Here is a 24,959-nt window from a genome sequence, read left to right as displayed (position 1 = left end):
CTCATGCGATTCAGCTTCGTCAGAGCATACCGAAATACATGAAGGCATGGATGGTGACGGAGCAGGCCGTCTGGAACCAGCACATCAACGCACCGGCCAGCAGACCCGGAATATAGGGGTTGTTACAGCGTTTGAAAGCGCGTCGGATGAACACCACAATCACCGGGAATACGGGAATCGCGTTGATCGTATACGTGAACGTGTAGTTCGAGCCGAAAATCGTCGGCGCGACCTTGGTCTGGGCGAAGATCCAATAGCCGATAACCGTGATCAGCAGGGCGGGAACCATGTTCATCACCGCGAAGAACAAGTCGTTGACCCATTCCTTTTCATGCGCGATGCGGCAATGGTAGGCGCTGTTCAGCGCGATCGACACCGACAATCCGAACACCAGGAAGAACGGCAGATAGGCCAAGAAAGTGGGCCACACCTGCATCGGCACGTCACGCAGGCCCCAGAGGTAGTAGCGGAAATCGGTTCTGAACACGCGGTTGGCCAGCTCAACCATAGCCAATATGCCTAGCAGGGCGATAACGACGACAAGCAGGCTCTTGCCGAAGTCGCGCCACGGTATCCTCAATCCCCAGCTGCGCATCGTGGCACCATGCTTGCGCGCATACAGGCGATAGGACACGAATGAGGTAAGGAACATGAACAGGCCGTTGGCGAGCGCCCAGAAGGCGTAGATATTCGACGGCTGCTGGGCGAGCACTTGGGTGTTGAAATAGCCGAGGCCAAATTTGAATATCAGGGAGATGCTGACGAACGCGAATGCGCAGTTGGCTATGGTCAGTCCCCAGAACCATATCTTGCCCGGCCTGTCGGCAGGGGGAGGTGCGAGTGAGGCGTTCTCGCCGGCCCTTAACGAGGCGAAGAGCTTCAGATGTGTGAGCGAGCCGATCAGGTTGATGGCGAAGGCGAGTACAGCAAACAGGCCAAGCACGTTGAACAGCTGATACCAGCGCACCGTCTGATTGGCGCCAAGGCGATACCGTGGCGCTTCGAAGGAGGCTTGGAAGAAGTCGCATACCGCGGCTACGGCACCGTCCCCGTCTTGAGCTTGCGGATGGATTTCGTTGGCCTGCGTGACCTCGCGCACCGCGGTGCGTCCATCGATTTCCCGCTCGTACCATTGTCCCGGCACTACTTGGTCACCGGCGAAGTCAGCGGGGTCGTCGCCGAATGAGAACAACGACTTGGCGCTGTCGGAGGTGAGCCAATCGGCGGCCTTCACCGGCGTGCCGTCGGCGTTCACGGTGGTGAAATACACGTGGTCGTAGGTGGTGTAGTACACGCCGACGTCACGATTGCCGTACACGTTGGCCCATTCCTGATCCTGATCCTTGTACACCGGTTCGGAGGAGACGAGATACACGGCCTGAATCGATTGTGTGGCTTCCTCGTTGTCGAGGCGCACCGCGTTGTTGGCGGCTTGCCCGCCGACTGAATGGCCGGCCACGCCGATTTGGTCGGACTGCACGTATGGCAGGTCTTTGACGTACCGTACGGCGGCGTACATGCCGTAGGCTTCGTTGTCCGTGTAGGGGCCAAGGAATTCGGATTGCGGGCGCACGTCGGAGGAACCGTGATTGATCAGGTCGGGGGTGACCACGACGAATCCACGTTTGGCGAGCTCCATGCCGTATTGCGCGTAACTTTCCTTGTTGGTTGACAGGCCGTGGGCGAATACGATCGCCGGTGCTTTGGCCTCATCCGAGGCACCGGCTGGCTTGTATACGCGCAACGCCACTTTGGCGCCGGCTGACGTGGATGTCGCGTCGTCGAACACGGTGATGTTGCCCGCGTCGCGCAACACCAATCCGGATAGGGACATGCAGATAATGGCGGCTATCAGTGCCGCGATCATGCCAATGATTGAGGTTTTTCCGCGAGTGTACTCGCGCAACCGATGCGTCGCGCTCATGGCGATCACGCTCCTTTGCATGGCACGGATTGGCATATCGCTGTTTGGTCCGTGCACGAGGCGTCACGTAGTTCAGACGAATGCGTCAATCCGGTGCGTATGGCTTGTTAATCCAGAAGTTGATTGAATCTGGCGGGGTTTGGTATCGGGGGATACGGAAATACTGGAACAAAGACAGCCGCGGCGTCGTCGTCCGGCGTGGTGAACAACCTATAGACCACCATTGGCCCATTCGCTGAACTATATCAGCTTTTGTGGGTGCCGTACGGTCCGCCGTCAGCTGAAGAATCGCACCTGCCTTGCGTAAAGGGTCGCGCTGTGCCAACGGCCCGTTATCCAGCAAATTCGACACGCCGAGCAATCCCAGTTGGCAGTAAGGTTTTATGGGTGTCTCGGCAAGGTCGATTTGCGTGATTGAATAATCGCATGTATTGTATCTACTCGTTGCCAAGCGGCGCACCAAGACCTGAGGTCAAGGTGTGAATGGCGGAAACGCAAGCTTTTAAGCGGTTTTCGTTCATTGGCTGTTGGTGATGGATAACTGAATACTGTAGCGTTACGGGCGATTGGCGCAGCGGCTAGCGCACTTCGTTCACACCGAAGGGGTCGTAGGTTCGATTCCTACATCGCCCACCGGATGAGGCTCCCATCAGTTTCGATGGGGGCCTTCTTTGTTTGGTTTTCCTTGGTATTCCGCCATTCCGTCGGCGTGTCGCAAAATCGCCTCAGAGGCCCCGTTTGCGACAGTTTCCGCACGTTTGAGACTGAGATGTATGCCACGTTGTTGCCACGACGCATGGGGGCGTCCATGAGCACGACACGCCGGAGAAGAAGCACCTGGGGTTCCGTCATCGCCCGCACCGGCCCCGACGGGAGGGTCAGGTCATGGCGGGCCAGCTACGCCCACCCCAGGATCAAGGGCAGGAGGGTCTGGCGCGACTTCCCGTCCGACAACGAGCGCCTGGCATGGATATGGCTGGAGGACGAGCGCCGCCTCGTCGAGGACGACGCGCGGGGGAGGGCCGAGTGGACCGCGCCCGCCGACAGGGAGCGCGCCGAACGCATGAGGGACGCCACGTTCCGCGAGTTCGCCGAACCGTGGTACCGCGACACCCAGCGCTCCAGGCGCGGCCGGCCCCTGGCCCCCGCCACCATGCGCTCCAAGGACCTCGCCTTCCGCCGCCTGGTCGACTACTGGGGCGACTGGCGGCTCGACCGAATACGCCCGCCCGACATCGCCCGATGGCTCGCCCGGCCCGGCTTCGACGGCTCCGAGCCGCTCCGCCGCGCCTACTGCATCCTGAGGGCCGCGATGCGCGAGGCCGCCAACCCGTCCGACGGCACCGCCCCGCTCATCGAACGCGACCCGTGCCTGGAGCCGTTGCCCGTCAAGCCGAGGTCGCGCCGCGCGCTCATACCGCCGGCCACCGGCGACGAACTGTCCGAACTGCGCGACGCGATGCCCGACTACACCAGGATCGCCGTGGACCTCATGGCCGTGCTCTCCCTGCGCATCGGCGAGGTGTGCGCCCTGACCGTGGCCGACTGGGATCCGAAGGCGCGCGTCCTGACCGTGCGCCATTCCGCAAGGCGCGGCCCCGGCGACCGCGGATCGTTCACCATCGGGGGCGCGAAGAACGAGAGCAGCGTCGCCGCCATCCCCGTGCCCGAGGGCCTGGCCGCCGAGATCGACCGGCACGTCGCCGCCCACTGCGGCGGCTCCGGCATGCTCATAGCCCCGCTGCGCTCGCGCGTCATGTCGCCGAACACGCTGCGCGAGCACTTCGACCGCGCGCGCCGCGCCGCCGGCCGGCCCGACCTGACCCCGCACGTGCTGCGCGCCACCGGCATCACCGAGGCCGTGCGCCAGGGCGCGAGCCCGCGCGAGGTGCAGACCTTCGGCCGCCACGCCGACGCCCGGGTCAGCCTGGAGCACTACCAGCGCGCCTCCGACGCCGGCCGCATGCGCGAGCTGGGCGAGGACGTGTACGCCGCGCTCGTCACCCGCACCCGCACCCGCGAGTCCCTGGAACGCGAGCTCGAGGCCGCCTACCGGCGGCTCCGCGCCGAACAGGATCGGATCGAGACGCTCATGGACTTGAAGCGCCGCCGCGGCTGGTGACGCATACGGTGGTGAATATTCGCCACGCCACAAATCGTTCTTGATTGTTATTTTTGCTAGCCTATTGCCGTCATAAAATGCGGACGCATGTCTTGGGTGATAGAAGCTGAGATAAGGAGCTTCCGAAATCTTAGGACAGCGGAAACTAACTAGAGCGGAAGGAATCAACGATGATGATAAAGAGGTTTGGAAAGGGCGTTTTAGGCGCCATAGTCGCGTTGGTGATGATGGTCGCCTTCGCACCGGCTGCGCATGCGGCATCCTACTCGATTGAGGATCTGAAAAACGTACGCGGTTATTGGGTCAACCTGGTCGAAGATCCCTCGTGGAACACAAAGCACTACTTCGATAATTTCGATTACAGGAACGCCGGCCCCTATACAATGCCCGCCAACACGAGCACCACCGATATTCATTGGGGAATGGGTCCGATCCCCTCGGGGTGGACCGTGGAGATGGTGGCGGCGGATACCGGAAACTCCCTCACGGTCACTAGCCCAGACGGCTCGTATAAGATGACGTATCGTGCGGTGCACGCCGACCCCACCACCCCCGACTCCACCGGCCTCTCCTCCCTCAAGGTCACGGCAAACGGCCAGGCTCTCTCCTTCATTCCGTCCCAATCTGAGTACCGAGTGTCCGGCGAGGTGGTCATCACCAACCTACCCGCCAACTGGTCGACCCGCATCATCGCCCAGCAGATCTCCTTCTACGACGCCAACAAGCTGTGGGTGGGCGACTACTACTTCTACGGTGCCTCGAAGATCACCGTGCGTTCCGCCTCCGACCCCCAGTGGCCGTCGACGGACAAGGACAGCCTGGGCCGCAGCCCGGTCTACCGCCTCTACAACCCGAATAACGGCGAGCACCTCTACACCATGGATCTCAATGAGTACAAGGCGATCGTTCCGAAGGGATGGCGCGGCGAGGGCATCGCATTCTACGCCTGGCCGAAGGACGGCACGACGGGCTATCAGGTCTACCGCGTCTACAACAAGTTCTCGGGTCGTCATCACCTGACCGCCAGCAAGGGCGAGCGCGATGGTCTGGTGCGCATGGGATGGCGCGACGAGGGCGTGGCCTTCCGCTACCGCGACACGGACGAGACGGTCTACCGCGCCTATAACCCGCACACCAGCGACCACTTATGGACGTTGAGCAAGCCTGAATTGGACAATGCGGTCAGGGCCGGCTGGCGCGACGAGGGCATCGCCTACGGGCGCGGCGCGAACAATTAGCCGCTAAATCGTTAGCGTTCATCATAGGCTTCCGGTGCGTATTGCATCGGGGGCCTTTTCTTTTTGCTTGATCATTATCGACGATCATCGCTCTGTCCTTGGCCTGTTTTGCCGCTGTGTGGTTTCTGCATAGCAAGGGGTGAAGCCGGAAGCAAACCGCAAGCCGGCCGAACAGAAAGGAGCGCCATCATGGCTGCTCGCATTTTCCCTATTGATCAGACCCGCTTCGGTAGGCTCAACATCATTTTCGCCTCGCCCTCGATGAAGCGGGGCGTCCAGAGCACGACGCCCGATGGCGTGCCTCAGTGGGATGTTGAGTGCGCCCGCACTGACGGCGAGTGGACTGGCCGCGTCACCGTTCAGGTCGTTTCCGAGGCCAAGCCCGCCATCCCCGCCGGCACCGAGGTGCTGTTCGACGATCTCAAGGTTATCTACTGGTGGAAGAACGACACTACCAAGGCCAGCGGGGTGTTCCTCGTAGCCGAGGGCGTGACGGCCGCCTAATCGGACAAGAAACCGGGTGTGGGGTGCGATTCGGTAACGGTGCGCCCCACCCCTCTTCCTGTAAGGAGTCGATAATGAAAAAGACTAATGACGATATTGTGGCTGCCGTGTTGTTGGCGGTGTTGCGCGTGCTGCTTATCCCCGCTGTGACGCTGATGTGGCTCGCGGCTTTCACGGCGATGATCTCACCCCATGTCAGCGATGTCATCGGGACTCTGTTGTGCTGGCTGGTGCCGGTGCTGTTGTCGGGCCTGACTATGGCCTATCTGGCCGTGCGCAAACGTGGCTGGGGCTGGCGCGTGGGTTGCTTGCTGCCGGTGATCGGTGACGTGATCCGGTTCCGTCGTCGTAGGGCGCGCATGCTTGGCAATAAATTCGTTCGCGACGTCAAACTGGTCGATAAGGCCGATGAACGACACTATCACGTGTACCTCTATCCCAAGAAGGGGCTGCTGGACATCAAGGTGCTGCCCGTGGTCGGTTTTAATATGGCCAGCCTGCGCCGCTCGGCGGCGCAAGGTCTGGCCCTGATGAACGCAATCGATTACTCGGCAGACGAATACGGCGTGAATTCCTATAGGGTTCGTTTCCACAGTCGTGCCGATCTGGCTCGGTTGCGTGCGCCGCGCGAGCTGACGGCTCCACCTCGGATTGTGGCGGAACCGGGGCGGATCTCGATACACGTCGGTCGCACCTTGGACGGCGAGGCATGGGTCGATTTCGCGGAGATCTCCGGTGGCGTCTGGGCCGGCATGCCCGGCACCGGCAAGAGCTGCGCCTGCACCCTCATCGCCGCAGGACTGCTCACCGTGCCCGATCTCGTGGACGTATATGTGCTCGATGGCAAGGGCGGCATGGACTGGGCGTGGGCCGTTACTGATGGCGGATTGCCAAAGAGCCGGTTCGTGGCCGGCCGTGCCGGCGATTACGGGCGAGCGTTGGAGGTTCTGCGGGATGTGCAATCGACAATGGAGTGGCGCTTGGCGTGGGAGAATCAAGTCGGTTCGTTCTGGGGTCATGGGCCCACCGACCGGGAGAGGGCCGTGGTCGTGATCATCGACGAGTGCCAAGCGTGGGGTGCGTCCGATGGCACGAGGGAGGGCAAAACCAACGCTGCCGAATTCAACGCCTTGGTGACGGATCTGGTTAAACGTGGGCGGAGCGCCGGTGTGAGCACGCTGATCATTACGCAGAAGCCCACCTCCGATGCTCTCCCTACCGCGATCCGTGACAGCTGCGTGTTGCGCTCGTGCGGTTACGCCATCTCTTCGGAAACGGCCAAAGCCGCGTTGGGTGACATCCCCGAGGGAAACCCCACACCGGACTTACTGCGGTTCGAGGACAAGGGCATGGCCGTGTGGCGTACCCCCAGCAGCACGTTCGAGATTGTCCACTACGATCACTTCGACCCAACCCAGATCAGCGTTCAACAACAAGCCGACAAATAGCCTGATACCGCCATTCGTACCGCTTCCGGCGGCGTCTCAATCGGAATGTTTCGGGCATGTAAACCGCTGACGCATGGGGTGTTCTGCGAAGGGTGGCGAACGCCGCCCCGCAGGAAGGAAATATGCGCGAACCGCATCGGCTTGTTGCAGGCAAAGTCCCGGGTAGTGTTACCCGGGACTTTGCTGTGCCATGTGTCAAAACTCCCATTTCCGGTGTTATCTCGCCATTTTCGTCGGCACATGAGAATGACACAAACAAAGGTCTGTGCCAGTCCCCGCATAGGGGGCTGACATGGTAACGAAAAAGAAAATCACCAAGAACACCACCAGCACCAGCGAAAGTCCACGACACCGGGATTGGCTGGTCACCATCCCCTATGATCGGATCAGTCTCGACGAACTTGCAGCCCTGATGCAGAACAAAAAGGCGACGTGGATCGCGTCCCACGAGAAAGGCGGTGCCAGCACCGAGAAAAACCCCAATGGGTACGAACACTGGCAGCTTTTCTTCCAGACTGCGAATGCGCTGCACTTCACCGCCGTGAAAAAATATTTGCCGGCCGGTTCCCACATTGAGGCCAGGCGCGGATCGGTGGCGCAAGCCGTCGCCTACTGTTCGAAATCCGAAACGCGCATCGACGGCCCCTACGGCAACAAACCCGAAGAATTCCAAGGATGGAAGCCCGAGGGGCAGAAGATGCGCTCGACCGACAGCGAGAAGAAGCGCCAGATGCTGAGGAACGCCATCGAGGGCGGCATGAGCTACGACGATTTGTTGAGCGACGATCAGCTCGGCCTCTATGCATCCGCTTGCCTTCCGTGGATCAGGGAGATCTACGCGTTGAAGAACCGCCGCAAGCCTCACTCACGCAACGTGCAGATACTGTGGGTCTATGGCAATGACACCATTAAGTTGGAGATCGCCGTGCGTCGCTGGCTCGATGGCTGGCAGCCGGGCTCGTGGTCGGAATGGCTGTCCGGGTCCGGATTGCAGCCTGGAATCAGCGATCGTACTGAAACGCTTCTTGTGTCCGATCCTCGGCAGTGCATGAACTGGTTGCCACGCGCGGTCAGCGGCGCGCCTCTCCAGGTGCACAGCGAGCTGTCAAAAGTCACCTGGGCGGCATGGACAACGGTCGTCGTTGTGGCCGACTGCTCCCTGTATGACCTTTCGCTTGGTGACAAATGGGAATCTCATGGCAAGGCGATTGAGTTGATAGGTTCCTGCAAGCCGATGATTGTGCCGGCCGACACGTTGGATCCCGATTTGCTCACCCACCATCTCGATAAGATGATCGCAGGCGAAGGTCTTGAAACTTTCCTGCCCTTGGCTCGTGGTGCCGGCCTGCAACTGGAAGGAAATACGATTGTCGATATTGTCGGTGTAGCGCCGTCGTCGGGCCTTTTGATTGCGGACTATAACGAAGAAGAAGATGAGTTCTGATGCTATGGCGGTGCAAGACGCCGGTGTGTCGCAAGAGCGCGACACGCCGGCGCCTTGCACCCGCATGATGTTTCCCCTAATATGCCATCTTGTTGCCACGAGATAACACGGGTCCTCGGAAACGTTGGAATCTCGCGGAAAAGTGAGATGCAGGATGGGTTCCTACATCGCCCACTGGAATCCGCTTCTCACGGCGGAATCCTTTGCGGACATAGCTTAGTTGGTAAAGCGCAACCTTGCCAAGGTTGAGACCGCGGGTTCGAGTCCCGTTGTCCGCTCCATTCAAACCTCGCTGTTAAGCGAGGTTTTCTTGTTTCTATCGTCCCCTTAATAGCCCACGTGGTCTTTTCGATTACATGACAGGCCCATACGCGCATAAACCTCCCTTACCGTTGAATTATCGGATATTCGTATGCGCCGACGGCTCGGGCCACGCATGACACAGGGAGGCGAAGAATGCGTAACCAAGCAAAGCCATATAAGCTGCCCATGATCATGACAAGTTGTATGCTCGCTGCCATGTTGTTGTGCGGCTGCGGCAATATTGCTGTGCAGCAGGAAGAGTTTACCGATGACGCTGCGGTTGGAATGGCAGACATTGCCCAGACCATGCTGTCCGATGATCGGATTACACGTTCGGAAACACAGCAGGCGATCGAAAACATCGTGCGATGCTACGAGGAACGGTCGCTTGCAGGGGAATACGCAGTGAATCTGGATATATACCCGTGGATGTTCGGCGGTTCCATAGGGCTTTCCACCACGCATCCCGATTTTCAGCGATTGCCAGACATATTGGATGACGAAACGCGTAAGCTCGCCGAACAACAGGGCAGTATCATCAGCAGGATCCAATCACAGTGCAACGCTCCATATCAAGACGTTTACGATTGGATTTTCGCGCATGCCGATCTCTCTGAATATGAATTGAAACGGTACGAGGATGTGCTGCTATGCACGGCAAATGCCGCCCCGACCTTATATCGCAGAATCGATTCGCAGTGGCGTGAGCATGAGGATCGGGACATAATGCTCAGTCAGATCAAGCCGTATCCTGCAAACGCGCAGGAACAGGCTGAGTATGAACGGTTCGTGGAGTGCCAGGTGCACGGCACCACGCCGTTGGTGACGTTCGGCGTATCGTAGCCTGTATGGCGTTCAAGGCAGCAGGCGGAAGCATGACACGCAAGATCGGGTTGGTGGACAATGATCCGTTCACCTTGGCGGCACTGCGATCGGTATTGGCCGATATGTCCAGCTGCACGGTGGCATGGGCGGTTCGTTCGGCGCTTGAGGCGCTTGAACTATGCGCGGGGGAGGCCACGAGGCCCGATGTGCTGGTCACTGACGTGTCGATGCCGGATATGAACGGCATCACGTTGTGCCGGCTGATACGCAGTGCCACACCGCAGGTGCCGATTCTGGCAATCACCTCCTACAACCTTGATGTGTATGCCATGCAGGTGGCCGCCGCCGGTGCCCAGGGCATCGTCAACAAAGATGATCCGATGACGATCACCGCGGCGGTTGCGGCGGTGGGTAGCGGTGCGGTCTGGCCGTACAAGTCGAATGGTAACGGCAGGTCGATGGCCGTCCGATTCCGTACCGCCGAACAGGCTTACGGCAGTGTCGAGGCATCACCTGCGGCTCAAGCCATCGCCACGCTTAGCGCCAAGGAGTTGGCGGTGGTGCGACTGACCTGCGAAACACTGGGAACCTTCGCCGAACTGGCCAGCCAGCTTGGTTGCTCTGAATCAACGGTGAAAACCCTTGCACAACGCGCCTACCGGAAACTTGGCGTATCCAACAAACGCGAATTGATGGCCTTATGGAACGAGGGGATCATGGCATGAAAAGCACACTGATCGCACGCATGGGCGAAAGCATGCGGAAGATAATCGCAACCGCTCTCCGTTTGCTGCGCATGCGTTGGATGCTGACGGCGTTGACCGTGGCGGCCGGCGCATGCTCTCTGGCGGTGGCGCTTGTCGACGTCACTCTGGCAATGAATCTTGTCTATCATCCGCTGCTGGGAGCACTGATGAGCGCATACGTTGTTGCGCTGGTTATGCTGCCATTCCAGCCGGTATGGGCGGCAGGTGCGCTGATCGTCGTCTGTGCTGGATGGGTGGCTTCGGTTCCGTATGAGGTCGGCACATTTGCTGGCGGCGTGTGCCTGGCAGTCGGCGTACTCGCCTATCGAGGGGCAGAGTGTGCCTTCTGGTTGCCGTTCATTGGGTGGGGTTTGTTTCTTGTGGGTACAGGTATCGGCTGGGTGTGGCATCGGCATGATATCTACCGTTTGGGTGACATGCTGTTGCCGATCGCATTGGCCGCCACAGCCGCGTTCTTCCTGGGTTGGTCGCTGCATTGGCGAGTGTTGGCGAACGAGGGGCAGACGGCGCGGATGGAACGGCAACGAGCCGAGTTCGAACTGGCACGCCGCCGACAGAACGAGCACGTTGCCAAACGGGTGCATGATTCGCTCACCGGCAGCCTGTCGTATATCGTATTGATGGCACAACGGCAAATCGCGACGGACCCAACCAGTGCGGACGATGCCACGGTATGGCGCAATATCGAACGGAATGCACTCGAAGCGCTCTCCGGCGTGCGCAAAGTCATCGGGCTGCTGGAAGCCGGGGATACGCCAGACATGGCGGAAGCGAATGGGCTACGGTCCTTCGAGACGATCACGCGCGAACAGGATGCCAAACTCGCCGATTTGGGCATTGACGGCACCAGCGTGGTGATCGACCCGGGCGTCGATATCGCCGATGACACGAGACTGCGCGCGGCATACGCCATATTGGAGGAGATATACGCCAATCTCATGCGCCATTGCCCCGTTGGTGTCAATGCGTACTTCTTGCGCGTTGGCGTTAGCGAAGAGGGCATCACCATCGCCGAAGCGAACGCGATGCGCGAACACGGTGAGCAGGCCTCGTCCCTACCCGACTCCGGCACCGGCTTGGTGCGTCATGCGCTGGAATTGCGGCGAGTGGGCGGCACACTCGATTATCGCGCGGAAAACGGCGAATGGCTGCTCAGCGCTTTCATCCCTAATGCAGACATATCGTCACGCCACTGACGTTTCGCATCGTTCTATCGGGTTCATCGCGTACTAATTCACCGTGCGCCAGCTGCTTTCTTTTCTGCTGCACCGTCGCTGCGCTGTCGTCCTTTCGGTGACGGCCGCGCGTGATCCTCGCTGTTTCCCCATCGACAATGGAACTGGGCCATCCTTACGAGGCGGCTACTGCTCGTGGTTGAGCAGCGCAACACCATCAGGGCAAGGAAGTGCATTATGGAACGGTCGATGATGCTCATACGGACTCGCACTGCCGCAGTGTCGTGCTTGCTGGCAATCACAACTGCAATGCTGTTGTGTTCTTGCGCGGGGCCGTCGGAACGTTTTGTCGATGCCGAACAAAGTGTCTCCGGGAATCAATACGAACAACTTGCCTCAGCCGTGCTGCTCGATGATGCGGTGAGTCGTGCGGAAGCGGAGCAGGTTCTTGATGCAATCACACAGTGCCTGTCGCAAGGAGGTCTTACAGGCGAATACGGCAATAATCTCGACGAGTACCCTTGGTGGCAAGGCAACTATGGTCTTTCCTCGCGCCATGAACTGTATCAGGTGATTCAGGATACGGATTCCAGAGAAGAGCAGGCCCTTATGGAACGCCAAAGCCAAGCCATAGGGCAAGTCGTCGATACCTGCGATTCGTATTTCGAGCACGTCGAGGAAACCTATATGGCTTCTGCTGACTGGGAACGTCTTGATACGGCGAAAGCACAAGGGATTCATGCCTGCTTCGTCAACGCGCAGCCGGAATATGCGCAGATGCTTCCGCAGGAGTTCGATGATACCCCAGGTTTGGAGTATCTCAGCGAACTGCTTACGGATAACGACTTTGACGACGAGGCCAACAGAACATTCGCGAAATGCTATCAATTTGGTTCGGCTGATGTGAAAACATATGGCCTGCCTTGATTGGCTGGGAGGTGAATTATGAAACGGGCGATTTCAGCACTGCTGATCGCGTTGGCAGTAGTGCTGCCGACGGTGGGGGTCGGCGTGTTTTCCTGGGCGCAGGCGCATGATCCGCAGGCTTTGGCGCCGAAACCTACCGCAGTGCTGCAACAGCCCAATCCCATCGATGATGATGGTGCCACCGAAGCGACGATCATAGTAACCTTCAATCCAGCGGTTACCGTGAACGCTCCGAACTGGACCGGCATCATCACCCGCGTGGACGTGGCGGCCGGCTCAAGCGTGAGCACGGGAACCCCATTACTGGCTATTAACGGTGTGACACGTTTGGCCGCGGCCACCGCTTCGCCGTTCTATCGCACGCTTGACGAAGGCATGCAAGGCGATGACGTACTGCAATTGGAAACCCTGCTGCAGCAACTGGAATATTTCTCCGGTTGGCCCGACACCAACTACGATTGGATCACCGCCGCCGCGGTACGCAACTTGGAAAGCGATCTGGGCATTGCACAGCCAAGCGGCGGCTTCGATCCGTCATGGTTCGTATGGATACCCGGCGAGGGACTGGCTGTCGATACCGTGCCGTTGGCGGTGAACCATACGGCACCCGCTCAAGGGGAGACGGTATTCGCCACAGCCCGCAGCATCAATACGATCGCACTAACCGTTGCCACCGGAGCATTCCCCTTTGACGGCACCACACGGTACGTGCTCAGCCAACAGAATGCCGACATCGCCACCATCGTCGCAGACAGCGACATCAATGCCGGACTGCTGGATCATTTGACCGCATCCGAAGATGATTCCGCACAATCCGATACACGACGCTACGCGGTGACAATACGCCGCGAGCAGCCGGTACGCATGCTGGCCGTGCCCACATCATCAGTACTGACCGGACAGAACGGAACAGACACCTGCGTCTTCGGCAAAACCGGTACGGATGATACCGACTACAGTGCGCGCGCCGTCACCGTCAGCAACGGATCACTGGGCGTCAGCCACCTGGCCGCAAACGACGCACTGTCCGACTTCTACGTGCTTGCCAATCCATTGGACATACTCGGAAAAGACGCGCAATGCCCATCGAACTAGACAACGTGACTTTCCGATACGGGCCGCAAACGCCGCTGGTAATCGACGGCATGAGCTTCACCGTGCCACACGGGCAAATGCTGGCGCTGATGGGCCCCTCCGGCTCAGGCAAATCCACACTACTGCAACTAATCGGCGGCATACTGCGACCCACATCCGGGCAAATCAACAATTCGATACCATCGCATGAAACAACATGGGTGTTCCAAACACCGACACTACTGAACGCACAAACCGTGCGCCACAACATCGACATCGCGCTATACGCCACCGGTTGGAGCCCAAAACAACAACATGCACGGGTTGAAACGGTAATCGAATCGGTCGGACTGCACGGATTGGGCGAAACCGGGGTCAGCACACTCTCCGGCGGCCAACAGCAACGTGTGCAAATCGCCCGCGCATTGGCCGCACAACCACAACTGGTATTGGCCGACGAACCAACCGGGCAACTCGACCATACCACCACCGCACTGGTCATGGACGCACTCATCGCCGCCCGCGACGCAGGCACCGGCATCATTATCGTGACCCACGACCGATACGTCGCCGAACGATGCGAACGCATCATCACACTCGAAGACGGGCACATACTATCGGACGAACATCGCGCCGAGGGGAGTCCAACATGATGCCGCAATGGACAATACACACCGTGATACGCCAAGCATGGCGATCATTCGCCTCACGCATAGGCTTCGCAGCAATAGCGGTCTGCCTGATCGCCATGGTCTCTGCAACATGCGGATACTTGGAAGCGGGTGCACGACAGAACGCGCTCGACGAAGAAACCCAACTGACAGCCGCAGGCCAATACGTGTATCGTGCACAGGCCCGCGACGAAAACGGCAGCGGACTGATCCCAGCCGCACTCTGCCAAAAACTCAACAACGTACAAGGCGTTAAATCCGCGATGGGCATAGGTGCCTACCAAACGGCGACCGTACGGAAAGCACCCGGCGAACACATCACCTACGTGCCGGTAACAGGCAACCCCACACCCATATTGGACGCATCACAACCATTAATGCAAGCCACCACAATCGGCGATAGCGACGAATCCACCAACGAAACAATAGGCGACATCATCATGGACGCGGCGCTCGCAAACCGACTGGGCATCACCGACGGCACGCGCCTGCAAATCACGGTCGGCGACCAGCCACAGCAGCTTGGCGAAATAGTGCGCGTGCATACATTGGACGCACAGACACGAGGCTTCGCAGACAGCCAGCTTATCTGGAGCCAAAACGCCCCGATCGGCATGGTGGGGGAGTGCGTGGCAGAAGTCACGCCCGGAGTAGACGAACACACGGCACGCGAACTCATCGCCACAGGACTGGACGATGGAAGCGGCACCATCATATCGATCAGCACCCTGCTGGAACGCGATCCAAACACGCGCTCGCCGCTGGAACGGTTCCGCACGCGCAACACCCGATGGCTATGGGCCGCCTCCGGCATGGTCTGCTGGGCCCTGTTGTTCATACCTTTGCTGTTCCGGCGACATGAATTCGCCCTGCTGCGCAGCGTGGGCGCGGGCTCCAATCCCACGGCACTGACGTTTGCGGTAGCCAACATGCTGCCGTTGCTGGCCGGCCATATCGCTGGATGCGGATGGATGATACTGGTCTCCCTGTGGATTCATCGCAATCCTCTAACCGAACCGTGGCTTGCAGCAGCCTTCATCGGAGCGTCGCTATTGACCTCAATAATGCTGCTTATGGTGGGATGCACCATACTCGCCAGAGGCTCCATCACCCGTTTCATCCATAACCGACTGTGATCGTTGAGTCGTATAATTAAAAAGCGGTTTCAATGGGGTCGGTCGCATGAATTGAGGGCGAGATGGTGGTTGTGATGGTAATGGGGCAATCAATTCCGAGGCGATCACGCCACAAGGTGGCAAGATCCATTATTTCCGTTGTGACATGTGCTGCATTGCTGATGATGGTGGCGGCATGCGGGGGAGAGGCTTCTGCTGCGAAGAACGACGGTGCAACCGCACAGTCCGATGACGTAGGGCGCCTGATGAATGATGGACTTGGCGAAAAGGCGGCGTCATCCCTATCCGAATACATCGATCAATCCATGCGAACACTTGAGTCAAGTCAACAGATGAAGGAGTTCGATCCCTCCGGTGAAGCCACCCAGCGAATACTGAAGGTGCTTGAACGGGCCAAGGAACAGGGAAGAGTTTCCGTATCGGATTACGAATCGGCCTGGGCCGACTACAAGCAGTGCATGGCGGATCGCGGATACAAGGAAATCGTGCTGATCAAGGAGCCCAACGGCATATACAAGGAGGCGTCGCACCGCGCAGGAACCGCAGAACAGGACGCCCGTTATGGGCAGGACATGCTTGCGTGTGGTGCAACCACATACTCATCGATCGCCGACGTGTACAAGATGCAGATCGGCAATCCGAACCTATATAAGAACCAGTATGAGGCGGCGCTGGATTGCCTTCATCGCAACGAAGCGGCACCGAAGGACTACAGCATGGATGATCTGCGATTCGACTTGTACGAAGCCGCTTCCAAGGATGAGCTGAAGCTTGACATCTACACGCCGGAGGTCTCGCAATGCTTGGTGGCGAACAACATCACCGTGTTCAGCGACAACAGCGTAACCGAACAACTCTGGTAGGCAAAGGAGTTTGCGATGACTCGGGCGTCGGCGAAGCGCGGCATGCGCATTCTTCTGTGCGTCATATGTGCGCTGGCCGTTGTCGCAGGCGGTATTGGATGGTATCTTATCCGCGCGAAACAGAATTCCTCACCACTGGTGATCGCCTACGCCCATGAGGATGGGCGGCAGTCCGTGGCAACAACTCAATGGGCACAACGCGTGGCCGCCGCCTGCGATTGCGACATTATCTGGCGGGACGTAACGCCGAACAGCATAGAAGCACAACATGTATATGGCATGTATACCCCGTACAATTCGGATCCCGAACTGAAGGATTTGGCGCAGCCGGATGTATTCGTCTCGTTCGCTCCGGTGACTGGACGTGACGCCATCGCTCGCGGACAGTCCGACGATTATCTGAATCTGCGCAAATATCTCAAACGTATGCCCAACGTGACTCGATACTTTCAGGAGGTTCCCCAAGCATTCGAAACTGCGCAGCAGGCTGATGGATCGATTCTTTCCATTCCAGGGGATGCCGGTGAGGATTATGACGGTTCCACCGTGCATATGTTCATCAACCGAACATGGCTGAATCGATTAGGCTTGAGCGTCCCTACCACTTGGGCGCAGCTTAAGGACGTGCTGACAGCTTTTCGAGACGGCGACCCGAATGGCAATGGTGGGCATGACGAGATTCCGTTCGCCATCAGGCCCACGGAAGACAACTCTCGCGAGAGCACTGCCACATTCAGCAATGATGGATGGCAATTGCTGCTCAATTCCACCGGCATGACCACACAACTCAATGAGCAGGCCGGCCAGAATCTGTTTGTCGTCGAGCATGCAGCCATACAAGACGTTGCCACATCCGATGCCATGCGGCGGGTGGGCAATTATCTCGCCGATCTTGCATCCGAAGGCTTGGTGCCCAAGGAGTCCTTCGCAAGATCCTATGCGCTGAAACGATATAACGAGGCGATGGCCAATGCTGCGCAGGGGAAGACGGACGCAACTAATCCTGTTCCTGATGTTTCCGCTACGTTTGTCGGCACGACTTTCGCCGAATACGAGTCCCAGCTGGCCTCGGCGACGCCGCTGGTGGGTGTGGCATTTGCTTTTGATACGTCAGCGTTTGGAGACAATGCAGATCAGTATGAATCTTTCCCCGTTCCTGCCGAACATGATGGCATCCAACCGGTCTGGGATCGAAGCGGTCGCACACGTTTCAACCTTACGGGAGTATCGGTGCGGGCAGACAGCTGGCACAGGGACGATGCGTTGCAAGCGGTGGACGCGCTATTCGACGAGACAATTTCGTTCGCCCAGTTCTATGGGGAAGATCACATCGAAATCTCCCATTCGAACGGTCACACCACGGTGAACGTGCAGGGTGACGGAACCTACCCGTCGGGCTACGGGCGTTCGTTTGTCGGATGGATTCGGCCCGGCACCATCATCACCGGAGACAAACCCCGAGAACGCTACCTGGCAGCCGACAAACCGTATCGGGAAATCTACCGTCGTATGGGATCAAACGGCGTATTGCCGATGGGCATGTATGCGCCACAGATCGGCGGAACCGGCATTGGTAGCCCCACGGACGAATGGCTGGCCGAACAGGTGTGCAATGCGTCAGCTGGCTTTGACCGTGATGCCTCATGGAACGCCTATGTGCAATCAATGAATGAGGATTATGGCCGCGCCGATAATGCACGCGACTGGCAGAAAGAATATGACCAGTATATGAAGCGCGATCAAACGCTACGATAATGGTCGTCGATTGTCTTCCCGCGCTCCTATCGTGTCCACTGTTGATTAACCAGTCCAGGTCTGTACTTTAGTAACGCGGACCCCGAAAGATAGGACATTATCATGGCTGCAAGCCCCATCTCCATTACGGTCAACGGCGAAGTGAAGGAGGTGGAAGCAACCACCACCGGCACTGAGCTGTTCGCGGATGACAAGAACATCATCGCCGTGCGCCTTAACGGCGAACTGCGCGATCTGTACACCCCGTTGAGCGACGGTGACACCGTCGAGCCTGTGACGCTCGACTCCGAGGACGGTCTGAACATCATGCGTCACTCGGCCACGCACGTCATGGCCCAGGCCGTGCAGGAGATTTATCCGAACGCCAAGCTGGGCGTCGGCCCGGTCATCAAGGACGGCTTCTACTACGACTTCGAAGTGGACAAGCCTTTCACCCCGGAGGATCTCAAGGAGATTGAGAAGCGCATGCAGCGCATCATCAAGTCTTCCCAGTCGTTCCGCCGTCGCGTGGTGAGCGAAGAGGAGGCACTGGCCGAAGAAGCCGACCAGCCCTTCAAGATCGAACTCATCAAGGACAAGGAAGCACATCTCGACCCTGAGGCCGCCACCGAAATCGACGAGAAGGAACTGAGCTTCTACGACAACGTCGACCGTGACGGCAACGTGGTATGGAAGGATTTGTGCCGCGGTCCGCACCTGCCGAACACTCGCTACATCAAGGCGTTCAAGATCGAACGTTCCGCCGCAGCCTACTGGCGTGGCAGCGAGAAGAACCCGATGCTGCAGCGCATCTACGGTGTGGCGTTCTTCACCAAGGACGATCTGAAGACCTATCAGACCCGACTGGAAGAGGCCGCCAAGCGCGACCACCGCAAGCTTGGCGCTGCGATGGATCTGTTCTCCTTCCCGGATGAGATCGGTCCGGGCCTGGCCGTGTTCCACCCGAAGGGTGCCGCGGTGATCAACGCGATGGAAGACTATTCTCGCGAAATGCATCGCAAGCACCACTACAGCTTCGTGCAGACCCCGCACATCACCAAGGGCGGCCTGTACGAAACCTCCGGCCACCTGCACTGGTACAAGGACGGCATGTATCCGCCGATGCACCTCGATGAGGAGCGCGACGCCGAAGGCAACATTACCAAGCCGGGCGCGGACTACTACCTGAAGCCCATGAACTGCCCGATGCACAACCTGATCTTCAAGGCACGTCAGCGCTCCTATCGTGAGCTGCCGCTGCGCCTGTTCGAGTTCGGCACCGTGTACCGCTACGAAAAGAGTGGTGAGGTTCACGGTCTGACCCGTGTGCGTGGTTTGACTCAGGACGATTCGCACATCTACTGCACCCGCGAGCAGATGAAGGACGAGCTGACCAACCTGCTGACCTTCGTGCTGAACCTGCTGAAGGATTTCGGTCTGACCGACTTCTACCTGGAGCTGTCTACCAAGGATGAGCACAAGTACGTCGGCAGCGACGAAATCTGGGAGGAAGCTACCAACACGCTGCGTGAGGTCGCCGAGGCATCGCACCTCGACCTCGTGGCCGATCCGGGCGGTGCCGCGTTCTACGGCCCGAAGATCTCCGTGCAGGCCCGCGACGCCATCGGCCGCACTTGGCAGGTCTCGACCATTCAGCTTGACTTCAACCTGCCCGAGCGTTTCCAGCTCGAATACATCGCCGCCGATGGCACGCACCAGCGCCCGGTGATGATTCACCGCGCCCTGTTCGGCTCCATCGAGCGCTTCTTCGCCGTGCTGCTTGAGCACTATGCGGGTGCGTTCCCAGCGTGGCTTGCCCCCGTGCAGGTGCTTGGTGTGCCGGTGACCGACGAGGTCGTGCCGCATCTGGCCGGCTTCATCAAGTCCCTTGAGGACGAGATGGTGCGCTGCGAAGTGGACTACTCCGCCGACCGCTTCGGCAAGAAGATTCGCAACGCCTCCAAGTCCAAGGCGCCGTTCATCCTCATCGTGGGCGACGAGGACATGACCAACAATGCGGTGAGCTTCCGCTTCCGCGATGGCAGCCAGCTCAATGGCATGCCGGTGGACGAGGCTCGCGCCAAGATCCTCAAGGTGATCGCCAAGCGCGTACAGGTCAACTCCGCCGACGACTTCAACGCCGCCACCGCCGAGTAGGAAGACGAAATCATGACTGACGAACGCGTGCGTGTCGACGATCCGGGGGAGTTCCCTCCTCAGGAGGACACCGTTGAACGACTGTGGACGCCGCAGCGCATGACCTATGTGCTGCGCAACAGCGAGGATCGGCCGACAAAGCCGAAAACCAAGGAATGCCCGTTCTGCACAGGCCCGAAAAAGTCCGATGAGGATGGCTTGATCGCATGGCGCGGCACGCACGTGTTCGCCATCATGAACCTATATCCCTACAACGTGGGGCATCTTATGATCTGCCCATACCGCCATGTGGGGTTCATCACCGAATTGGACGATGCGGAACTGTTCGAATTCGAAAAGGCCACCACGCTGGCCATGAAGGTGATGGAAAAGGTCTCGCACCCCGACGGTTACAACATCGGCATCAACCAAGGCGAGGTTGCTGGTGCCGGAGTCGCCGCACACCTGCACCAGCATGTGGTGCCGCGCTGGAACGGCGACGCGAATTTCATGCCGATCGTCGCACAGACGCGCACCATGCCGATTCTGTTGTCCGATCAGCGTGCTGCCTATGCGCAGTGCTTCGCCGAACTTGCGCCGGCGTTCAATCTTCCCTCGCACAACTGAGCGAGACGTATTACTGTCTGCTTAATACGAGCAGACGGTTCCTCTCATTGTTCGCTCGTCCGGTTTCCATGGTTTTGGTGCCGCGCGAGCGAACAATGCGTCTCACTCAGGGAGCATCATTGGCCGTTTTGTCGTAAATGCGGCCTACAATCATCCCGTTTGACTTATCCGATTCATATTCGCTAGGAGCATTATGTCAGGTCATTCCAAGTGGGCGACCACCAAGCACAAGAAGGCCGCCATCGACGCCAAGCGCGGCAAGCTCTTCGCCAAGCTTATCAAGAACATCGAAATCGCCGCCCGTCTTGGTGGTGGCGATCCGGACGGCAATCCGTCCCTGTACGACGCCATCTACAAGGCTAAGAAGGCCTCTATGCCGGCCGACAACATCGCCCGCGCCGTCAAGCGTGGCTCCGGTGCTGAAGACGGTGCCGCCAACTATGAGGACATCGTCTACGAGGGCTATGCTCCTGCCGGCGTCGGCCTGATCATCGAATGCTTGACCGATAACCGCAACCGTGCGGCTGCCGAAGTGCGTTCCACCCTGACCAAGGGCAATGGCTCTCTGGCCACCTCCGGTTCTGTGTCCTTCAACTTCGAGCGCAAGGGCCAGATCGTTGTGCCGTCCGAAGGCGTTGATTTCGACGACCTGTTCGAGAAGGCTGCTGAGGCCGGTGCCGAAGATGTGACCGACGATGGTGAAGTGTACACCGTCATCACCGGCCCGTCCGACCTGTTCACCGTGCGCAAGGCCCTGCAGGATGCCGGCGTGGATTACGATTCCGCCGACCAGGTCATGCAGCCGAAGAACGAGGTCGAATTGAGCCTCGAAGATGCCCGCAAGGTCTCCAAGCTCATCGACAACCTCGATGATCTGGACGATGTGCAGAACATCTACTCCAACTGGACCGCCTCCGACGAGGTGATGGCCCAGCTGGACGAGGAGTAATCTGCAGTGATTATCCTTGGCGTCGATCCCGGGCTTACGCGCTGCGGGGTTGGCGTGATCGAAGCCGGCGTGCATCGCCGGCTTTCGTTTATTCACGTCGATGTGGTGCGTTCCTCGCCCGACTTGTCGCAGGATCTGCGACTGTTGGCCATCTACAACGGTCTGGTGGAGAAAATCGAACGATTCGCCCCCGACACCGTATCCATCGAACGAGTGTTCGCACAAGACAATCGCAACACTGTGCTCGGCACCGCACAAGCGGCCGGCATGGCGATGCTTGCCGCTGCGCAGCGTGGCATTCCCGTGGCATTGCACACGCCGACCGAAGCCAAATTGGCGATTACTGGCAACGGCCATGCACAGAAGGTGCAGATCGAACGCATGGTGACGCGCATGCTGAACCTTACGAAAATGCCTACACCAGCTGATGCCGCCGATGCGCTTGCCTTGGCGATATGCCATGCGTTGCGCCCAGCAGGCGCGCTGCAGGGCGGGGAGCGCGAACAGCATCTAACCACAGCGCAACGTCAGTGGGCCGAAGCCGCACAGCGTTCCGCCCACCGCCGTCGCATCAGTGCAGACAGAGGAATGTGAGCCGGAACAAGCGAAAGCCCAGTGGGCTTTCGCCCGGCGGAGCTATCCTTATAACAAAACTGTAGCCAGTGCTTTGCATGTTTAAATCAATCCAGTTCCAATCTTGGAACTAACTGATGCCAAACCCCGCAGCATCTCATACACCCCGACCCATCCAATATGATATACTTCGAACAGTTGTTCGAAGGAGTGTGCCATGATAGGAATGCTGACTGGGCGCGTGGAATCGGTCGAAGCCGATGCCGCGCTGATCGATGCGGGAGCAGTAGGGTATGAGGTGCGTATGTCAGCCGCCGATCTCGGGCGCATGCATGTCGGTCAGGATGTCCGCGTCTACACATATATGAACGTGTCGCAGGATGCCATCACACTGCACGGCTTCCTTGACCGTGAAGCCAAAAAAACGTTTCTGCAACTTATCAAGGTTTCCGGTATTGGACCGAAGGTGGCCCAATCATTGCTATCCACATTGACGCCGAATCAGCTGGCACACGCCATCGCCGATAACGATGCCGCAGCGCTGGCCAAAGCACCAGGTTTAGGCAAGAAGGGCGCACAGAAAATCATCCTTGAACTCAAAGGCTCAATCGATTTAAGCCAGATTGAGCAAAGCGAAACGGTGAAAGCCACAAGCGTCGCCCCTGTGGATACGGGCATGGAACAGGTAATCGAAGGCCTGATGAACCTTGGATGGCGGCAGCAGGACGCACAACAGGCTGTTGATGAAGCCTGCCGTGAGAACGAGATAGCCACACCACTGTCCAGCGAGGATGTGCCGCGTGTGCTGCGTTTCGCGCTCACCCTGATGGACAGAGGCCGCTGAAACAAGCGGAAAAGACTGGCTATGCCAAGCGCAACTTGTAAGATAATTCGTCGCGAGATAACAGGCGTCGCAACCGAACGGATGGAGGGATAGGCGTGAGGGAAAGCCCGAACTACGGACAGTCGAACACCGGTGCCAACGAGGAGTCGTTGCGCATGGTTTCCTCGCAGCCCATCGGCAACGAACCGGTGAGCGACGAAGAGCTGCGCCCCCATGTGTTGGATGGCTTCATCGGGCAGCCTACGCTCAAAGCACAGCTTCAGCTGTTTCTCGATGCCGCGCGTAAGCGCGATGTGCCGCCTGATCATATCCTGCTCGCAGGTCCTCCAGGTCTAGGCAAAACTACTTTGGCGATGATTGTGGCCAACGAACTTGAGGTGCCGATTCGTGTCACCTCAGGCCCGGCTATCCAGCATGCCGGCGATTTGGCTTCGATTCTGAGCTCACTGGACACCGGTGAGGTATTGTTCATCGACGAAATCCATCGTCTGCCCAGGGCAGCCGAAGAACTGCTGTATATCGCCATGGAGGATTTCCGCGTGGACGTGATGGTGGGCAAAGGACCTGGTGCCAGTTCGATTCCGCTCACCCTGCCGCGTTTCACGGTGATCGGTGCCACCACGCGCGAGGGCATGCTGCCCAGCCCGTTGCGCGCCCGCTTCGGCTTCACCGCGCATTTGGACTTCTATCCGCACGAGGAGTTGGAAAAGCTTATCGAACGCTCCGCCAACGTGCTCGGCGTGAACCTCGGTGAGGGCTCGGCGCAAGAGATGGCGTTGCGTTCGCGAGGCACGCCACGTATCGCCAACCGTCTGCTGCGCCGCGTGCGTGATTGGGCCATTGTGCACGATCTGGTGACCGTGCATCCCAATGATGTCAAAGAGGCGTTGGCCTTGTATCAGATTGATTCCGAAGGCCTCGACCGTCTCGACATTGCGGTGCTGAACGCCATTGTGCGCAACTTCAACGGCGGCCCGGTGGGACTGAACAATCTGTCGGCCATGGTGGGGGAGGAAAGCGAAACCGTGGAAACGGTGTGCGAGCCGTATCTGGTGCGCGAAGGCTTCCTGATGCGCACGCCCAAGGGGCGTGTGGCCACAGATAAGGCATGGCGTCACTTAGGCATTGTTCCCAATGATTCCAAGGATGATGTCAGCAAGCTCTTTTAGACTGCTGAAGGTTGCATTAGTTCCTGTTTCTCATGTAAGGAGTTCTGAACCCCATGGAATATATGTCCCTGATTCTGATTCTTGTGGTGTTCGGCGGAATGATGTGGTGGCAGTCCAGGAAGGCCAAGCAGCAGCAGGCCGAGAAGCAGGACTTCCGTCGCAATCTGAAGCCCGGCACTGAGGTCATCACCATCGGCCAGGTGATTGGCAAGGTCGTCGAGGTCGATGAGCAGTACGAAGAGATCGTTATCGATTCTGAAGGCTCCAAGCTGCGCTTTGGCTTCAACGCCATTGCCCGTGAATACGTGCGTCCGGCCTATGTGTCCGATGAGGAATATGAGGCACAGCAGGCCGAGGCCGCCGAATCCGATGCTGACGCCACCGCTGATGACGAGCCCGCCCAGGTTGCAATTGAGGCTTCTCTCGCCAACAACAACGCCGACGTGACCCCGGTTGACGAAGCCACGGATACCAAGGATTCCGCGACCAAGTAGTTCGCACACGAC

22 protein-coding genes and 2 tRNA genes are annotated in these 24,959 nt (G+C 58.7%); 23 read left to right on the top strand and 1 reads right to left on the bottom strand.

Translation table 11 applies throughout. The features are described from left to right. Positions 1-19 precede the first annotated feature (19 nt). Positions 20-1,924, bottom strand: a complete 1,905-nt coding sequence (locus G1C95_RS07125) for an alpha/beta hydrolase (protein ID WP_169172279.1) — start codon at positions 1,922-1,924, stop codon at positions 20-22. Positions 1,925-2,484: 560 nt separating this feature from the next. Between G1C95_RS07125 and G1C95_RS07120 the strand changes: the two genes are divergently transcribed. From G1C95_RS07120 to G1C95_RS07010, 23 genes are all read left to right on the top strand, one after another. Further along, positions 2,485-2,557, top strand: a tRNA-Val gene (locus tag G1C95_RS07120). Between the two features lie 175 nt (positions 2,558-2,732). Continuing rightward, the gene (locus tag G1C95_RS07115) at positions 2,733-4,046 is read left to right on the top strand and encodes a tyrosine-type recombinase/integrase (RefSeq protein ID WP_169172278.1); all 1,314 of its coding nucleotides are present in this window, start codon (positions 2,733-2,735) and stop codon (positions 4,044-4,046) included. A gap of 170 nt (positions 4,047-4,216) precedes the next feature. After that, positions 4,217-5,284: a hypothetical protein gene (locus G1C95_RS07110; protein ID WP_169172277.1), complete on the top strand. Its 1,068-nt coding sequence runs from the start codon at positions 4,217-4,219 to the stop codon at positions 5,282-5,284. A gap of 189 nt (positions 5,285-5,473) precedes the next feature. After that, positions 5,474-5,788: a hypothetical protein gene (locus G1C95_RS07105; protein WP_169172276.1), complete on the top strand. Its 315-nt coding sequence runs from the start codon at positions 5,474-5,476 to the stop codon at positions 5,786-5,788. 74 nt (positions 5,789-5,862) lie between these two features. Continuing rightward, a complete protein-coding gene (locus G1C95_RS07100) occupies positions 5,863-7,236 on the top strand; it encodes an FtsK/SpoIIIE domain-containing protein (RefSeq protein ID WP_169172275.1) in 1,374 nt (457 codons plus the stop codon). A gap of 292 nt (positions 7,237-7,528) precedes the next feature. Next, positions 7,529-8,680, top strand: coding sequence for a hypothetical protein (locus tag G1C95_RS07095; protein WP_169172274.1), 1,152 nt, complete (start codon positions 7,529-7,531; stop codon positions 8,678-8,680). Positions 8,681-8,885: 205 nt separating this feature from the next. After that, positions 8,886-8,961, top strand: a tRNA-Gly gene (locus tag G1C95_RS07090). A 214-nt stretch (positions 8,962-9,175) separates the two neighbouring features. Next, entirely contained in the window at positions 9,176-9,826 is a 651-nt protein-coding gene (locus tag G1C95_RS07085) for a hypothetical protein (RefSeq protein WP_169172273.1), read from the top strand. A 32-nt stretch (positions 9,827-9,858) separates the two neighbouring features. Beyond that, positions 9,859-10,533 (top strand): response regulator transcription factor, encoded by a 675-nt coding sequence (locus G1C95_RS07080; protein WP_169172272.1) that lies wholly within the window; start codon positions 9,859-9,861, stop codon positions 10,531-10,533. Next, positions 10,530-11,771, top strand: coding sequence for an MFS transporter (locus G1C95_RS07075; protein ID WP_169172271.1), 1,242 nt, complete (start codon positions 10,530-10,532; stop codon positions 11,769-11,771). Before G1C95_RS07080 ends, G1C95_RS07075 begins: the two co-directional genes overlap by 4 nt. Positions 11,772-11,987: 216 nt before the next feature. Further along, the gene (locus G1C95_RS07070; RefSeq protein WP_169172270.1) at positions 11,988-12,677 is read left to right on the top strand and encodes a hypothetical protein; all 690 of its coding nucleotides are present in this window, start codon (positions 11,988-11,990) and stop codon (positions 12,675-12,677) included. A gap of 18 nt (positions 12,678-12,695) precedes the next feature. Continuing rightward, on the top strand, positions 12,696-13,772 hold the full coding sequence (locus G1C95_RS07065; protein WP_169172269.1) for a peptidoglycan-binding protein: 1,077 nt from the start codon (positions 12,696-12,698) through the stop codon (positions 13,770-13,772). After that, complete coding sequence (locus tag G1C95_RS07060) at positions 13,757-14,404, top strand: ABC transporter ATP-binding protein (RefSeq protein WP_169172268.1); 648 nt, start codon at positions 13,757-13,759, stop codon at positions 14,402-14,404. The genes G1C95_RS07065 and G1C95_RS07060 overlap by 16 nt, the downstream gene beginning before the upstream one ends. Beyond that, positions 14,401-15,558, top strand: coding sequence for a hypothetical protein (locus tag G1C95_RS07055; RefSeq protein ID WP_169172267.1), 1,158 nt, complete (start codon positions 14,401-14,403; stop codon positions 15,556-15,558). The genes G1C95_RS07060 and G1C95_RS07055 overlap by 4 nt, the downstream gene beginning before the upstream one ends. 116 nt (positions 15,559-15,674) lie before the next feature. Then, entirely contained in the window at positions 15,675-16,421 is a 747-nt protein-coding gene (locus G1C95_RS07050) for a hypothetical protein (protein ID WP_169172266.1), read from the top strand. Between the two features lie 15 nt (positions 16,422-16,436). Then, entirely contained in the window at positions 16,437-18,176 is a 1,740-nt protein-coding gene (locus G1C95_RS07045; RefSeq protein ID WP_169172265.1) for a type 2 periplasmic-binding domain-containing protein, read from the top strand. Between the two features lie 102 nt (positions 18,177-18,278). After that, positions 18,279-20,312: a threonine--tRNA ligase gene (gene thrS / locus G1C95_RS07040; protein ID WP_169172264.1), complete on the top strand. Its 2,034-nt coding sequence runs from the start codon at positions 18,279-18,281 to the stop codon at positions 20,310-20,312. Positions 20,313-20,324: 12 nt separating this feature from the next. Next, positions 20,325-20,918 (top strand): HIT family protein, encoded by a 594-nt coding sequence (locus G1C95_RS07035; RefSeq protein ID WP_169172263.1) that lies wholly within the window; start codon positions 20,325-20,327, stop codon positions 20,916-20,918. Positions 20,919-21,111: 193 nt separating this feature from the next. Beyond that, positions 21,112-21,867, top strand: coding sequence for a YebC/PmpR family DNA-binding transcriptional regulator (locus G1C95_RS07030; RefSeq protein ID WP_169172262.1), 756 nt, complete (start codon positions 21,112-21,114; stop codon positions 21,865-21,867). 6 nt (positions 21,868-21,873) lie between these two features. After that, positions 21,874-22,461 (top strand): crossover junction endodeoxyribonuclease RuvC, encoded by a 588-nt coding sequence (ruvC, locus tag G1C95_RS07025; protein WP_169172261.1) that lies wholly within the window; start codon positions 21,874-21,876, stop codon positions 22,459-22,461. 196 nt (positions 22,462-22,657) lie between these two features. After that, entirely contained in the window at positions 22,658-23,284 is a 627-nt protein-coding gene (gene ruvA, locus G1C95_RS07020) for a Holliday junction branch migration protein RuvA (RefSeq protein WP_169172260.1), read from the top strand. A gap of 155 nt (positions 23,285-23,439) precedes the next feature. After that, positions 23,440-24,453, top strand: coding sequence for a Holliday junction branch migration DNA helicase RuvB (ruvB, locus tag G1C95_RS07015; protein ID WP_205832773.1), 1,014 nt, complete (start codon positions 23,440-23,442; stop codon positions 24,451-24,453). 53 nt (positions 24,454-24,506) lie between these two features. Then, on the top strand, positions 24,507-24,947 hold the full coding sequence (locus G1C95_RS07010; protein WP_169172258.1) for a preprotein translocase subunit YajC: 441 nt from the start codon (positions 24,507-24,509) through the stop codon (positions 24,945-24,947). The last annotated feature ends 12 nt before the right edge of the window (positions 24,948-24,959 follow it).

The organism is Bifidobacterium oedipodis (assembly GCF_012932425.1).
GTDB classification, from domain to species: Bacteria; Actinomycetota; Actinomycetes; order Actinomycetales; family Bifidobacteriaceae; genus Bifidobacterium; species Bifidobacterium oedipodis.
Note: the sequence above shows the minus strand (reverse complement) of the source record. Positions and strands in the feature narration are given on the sequence as shown.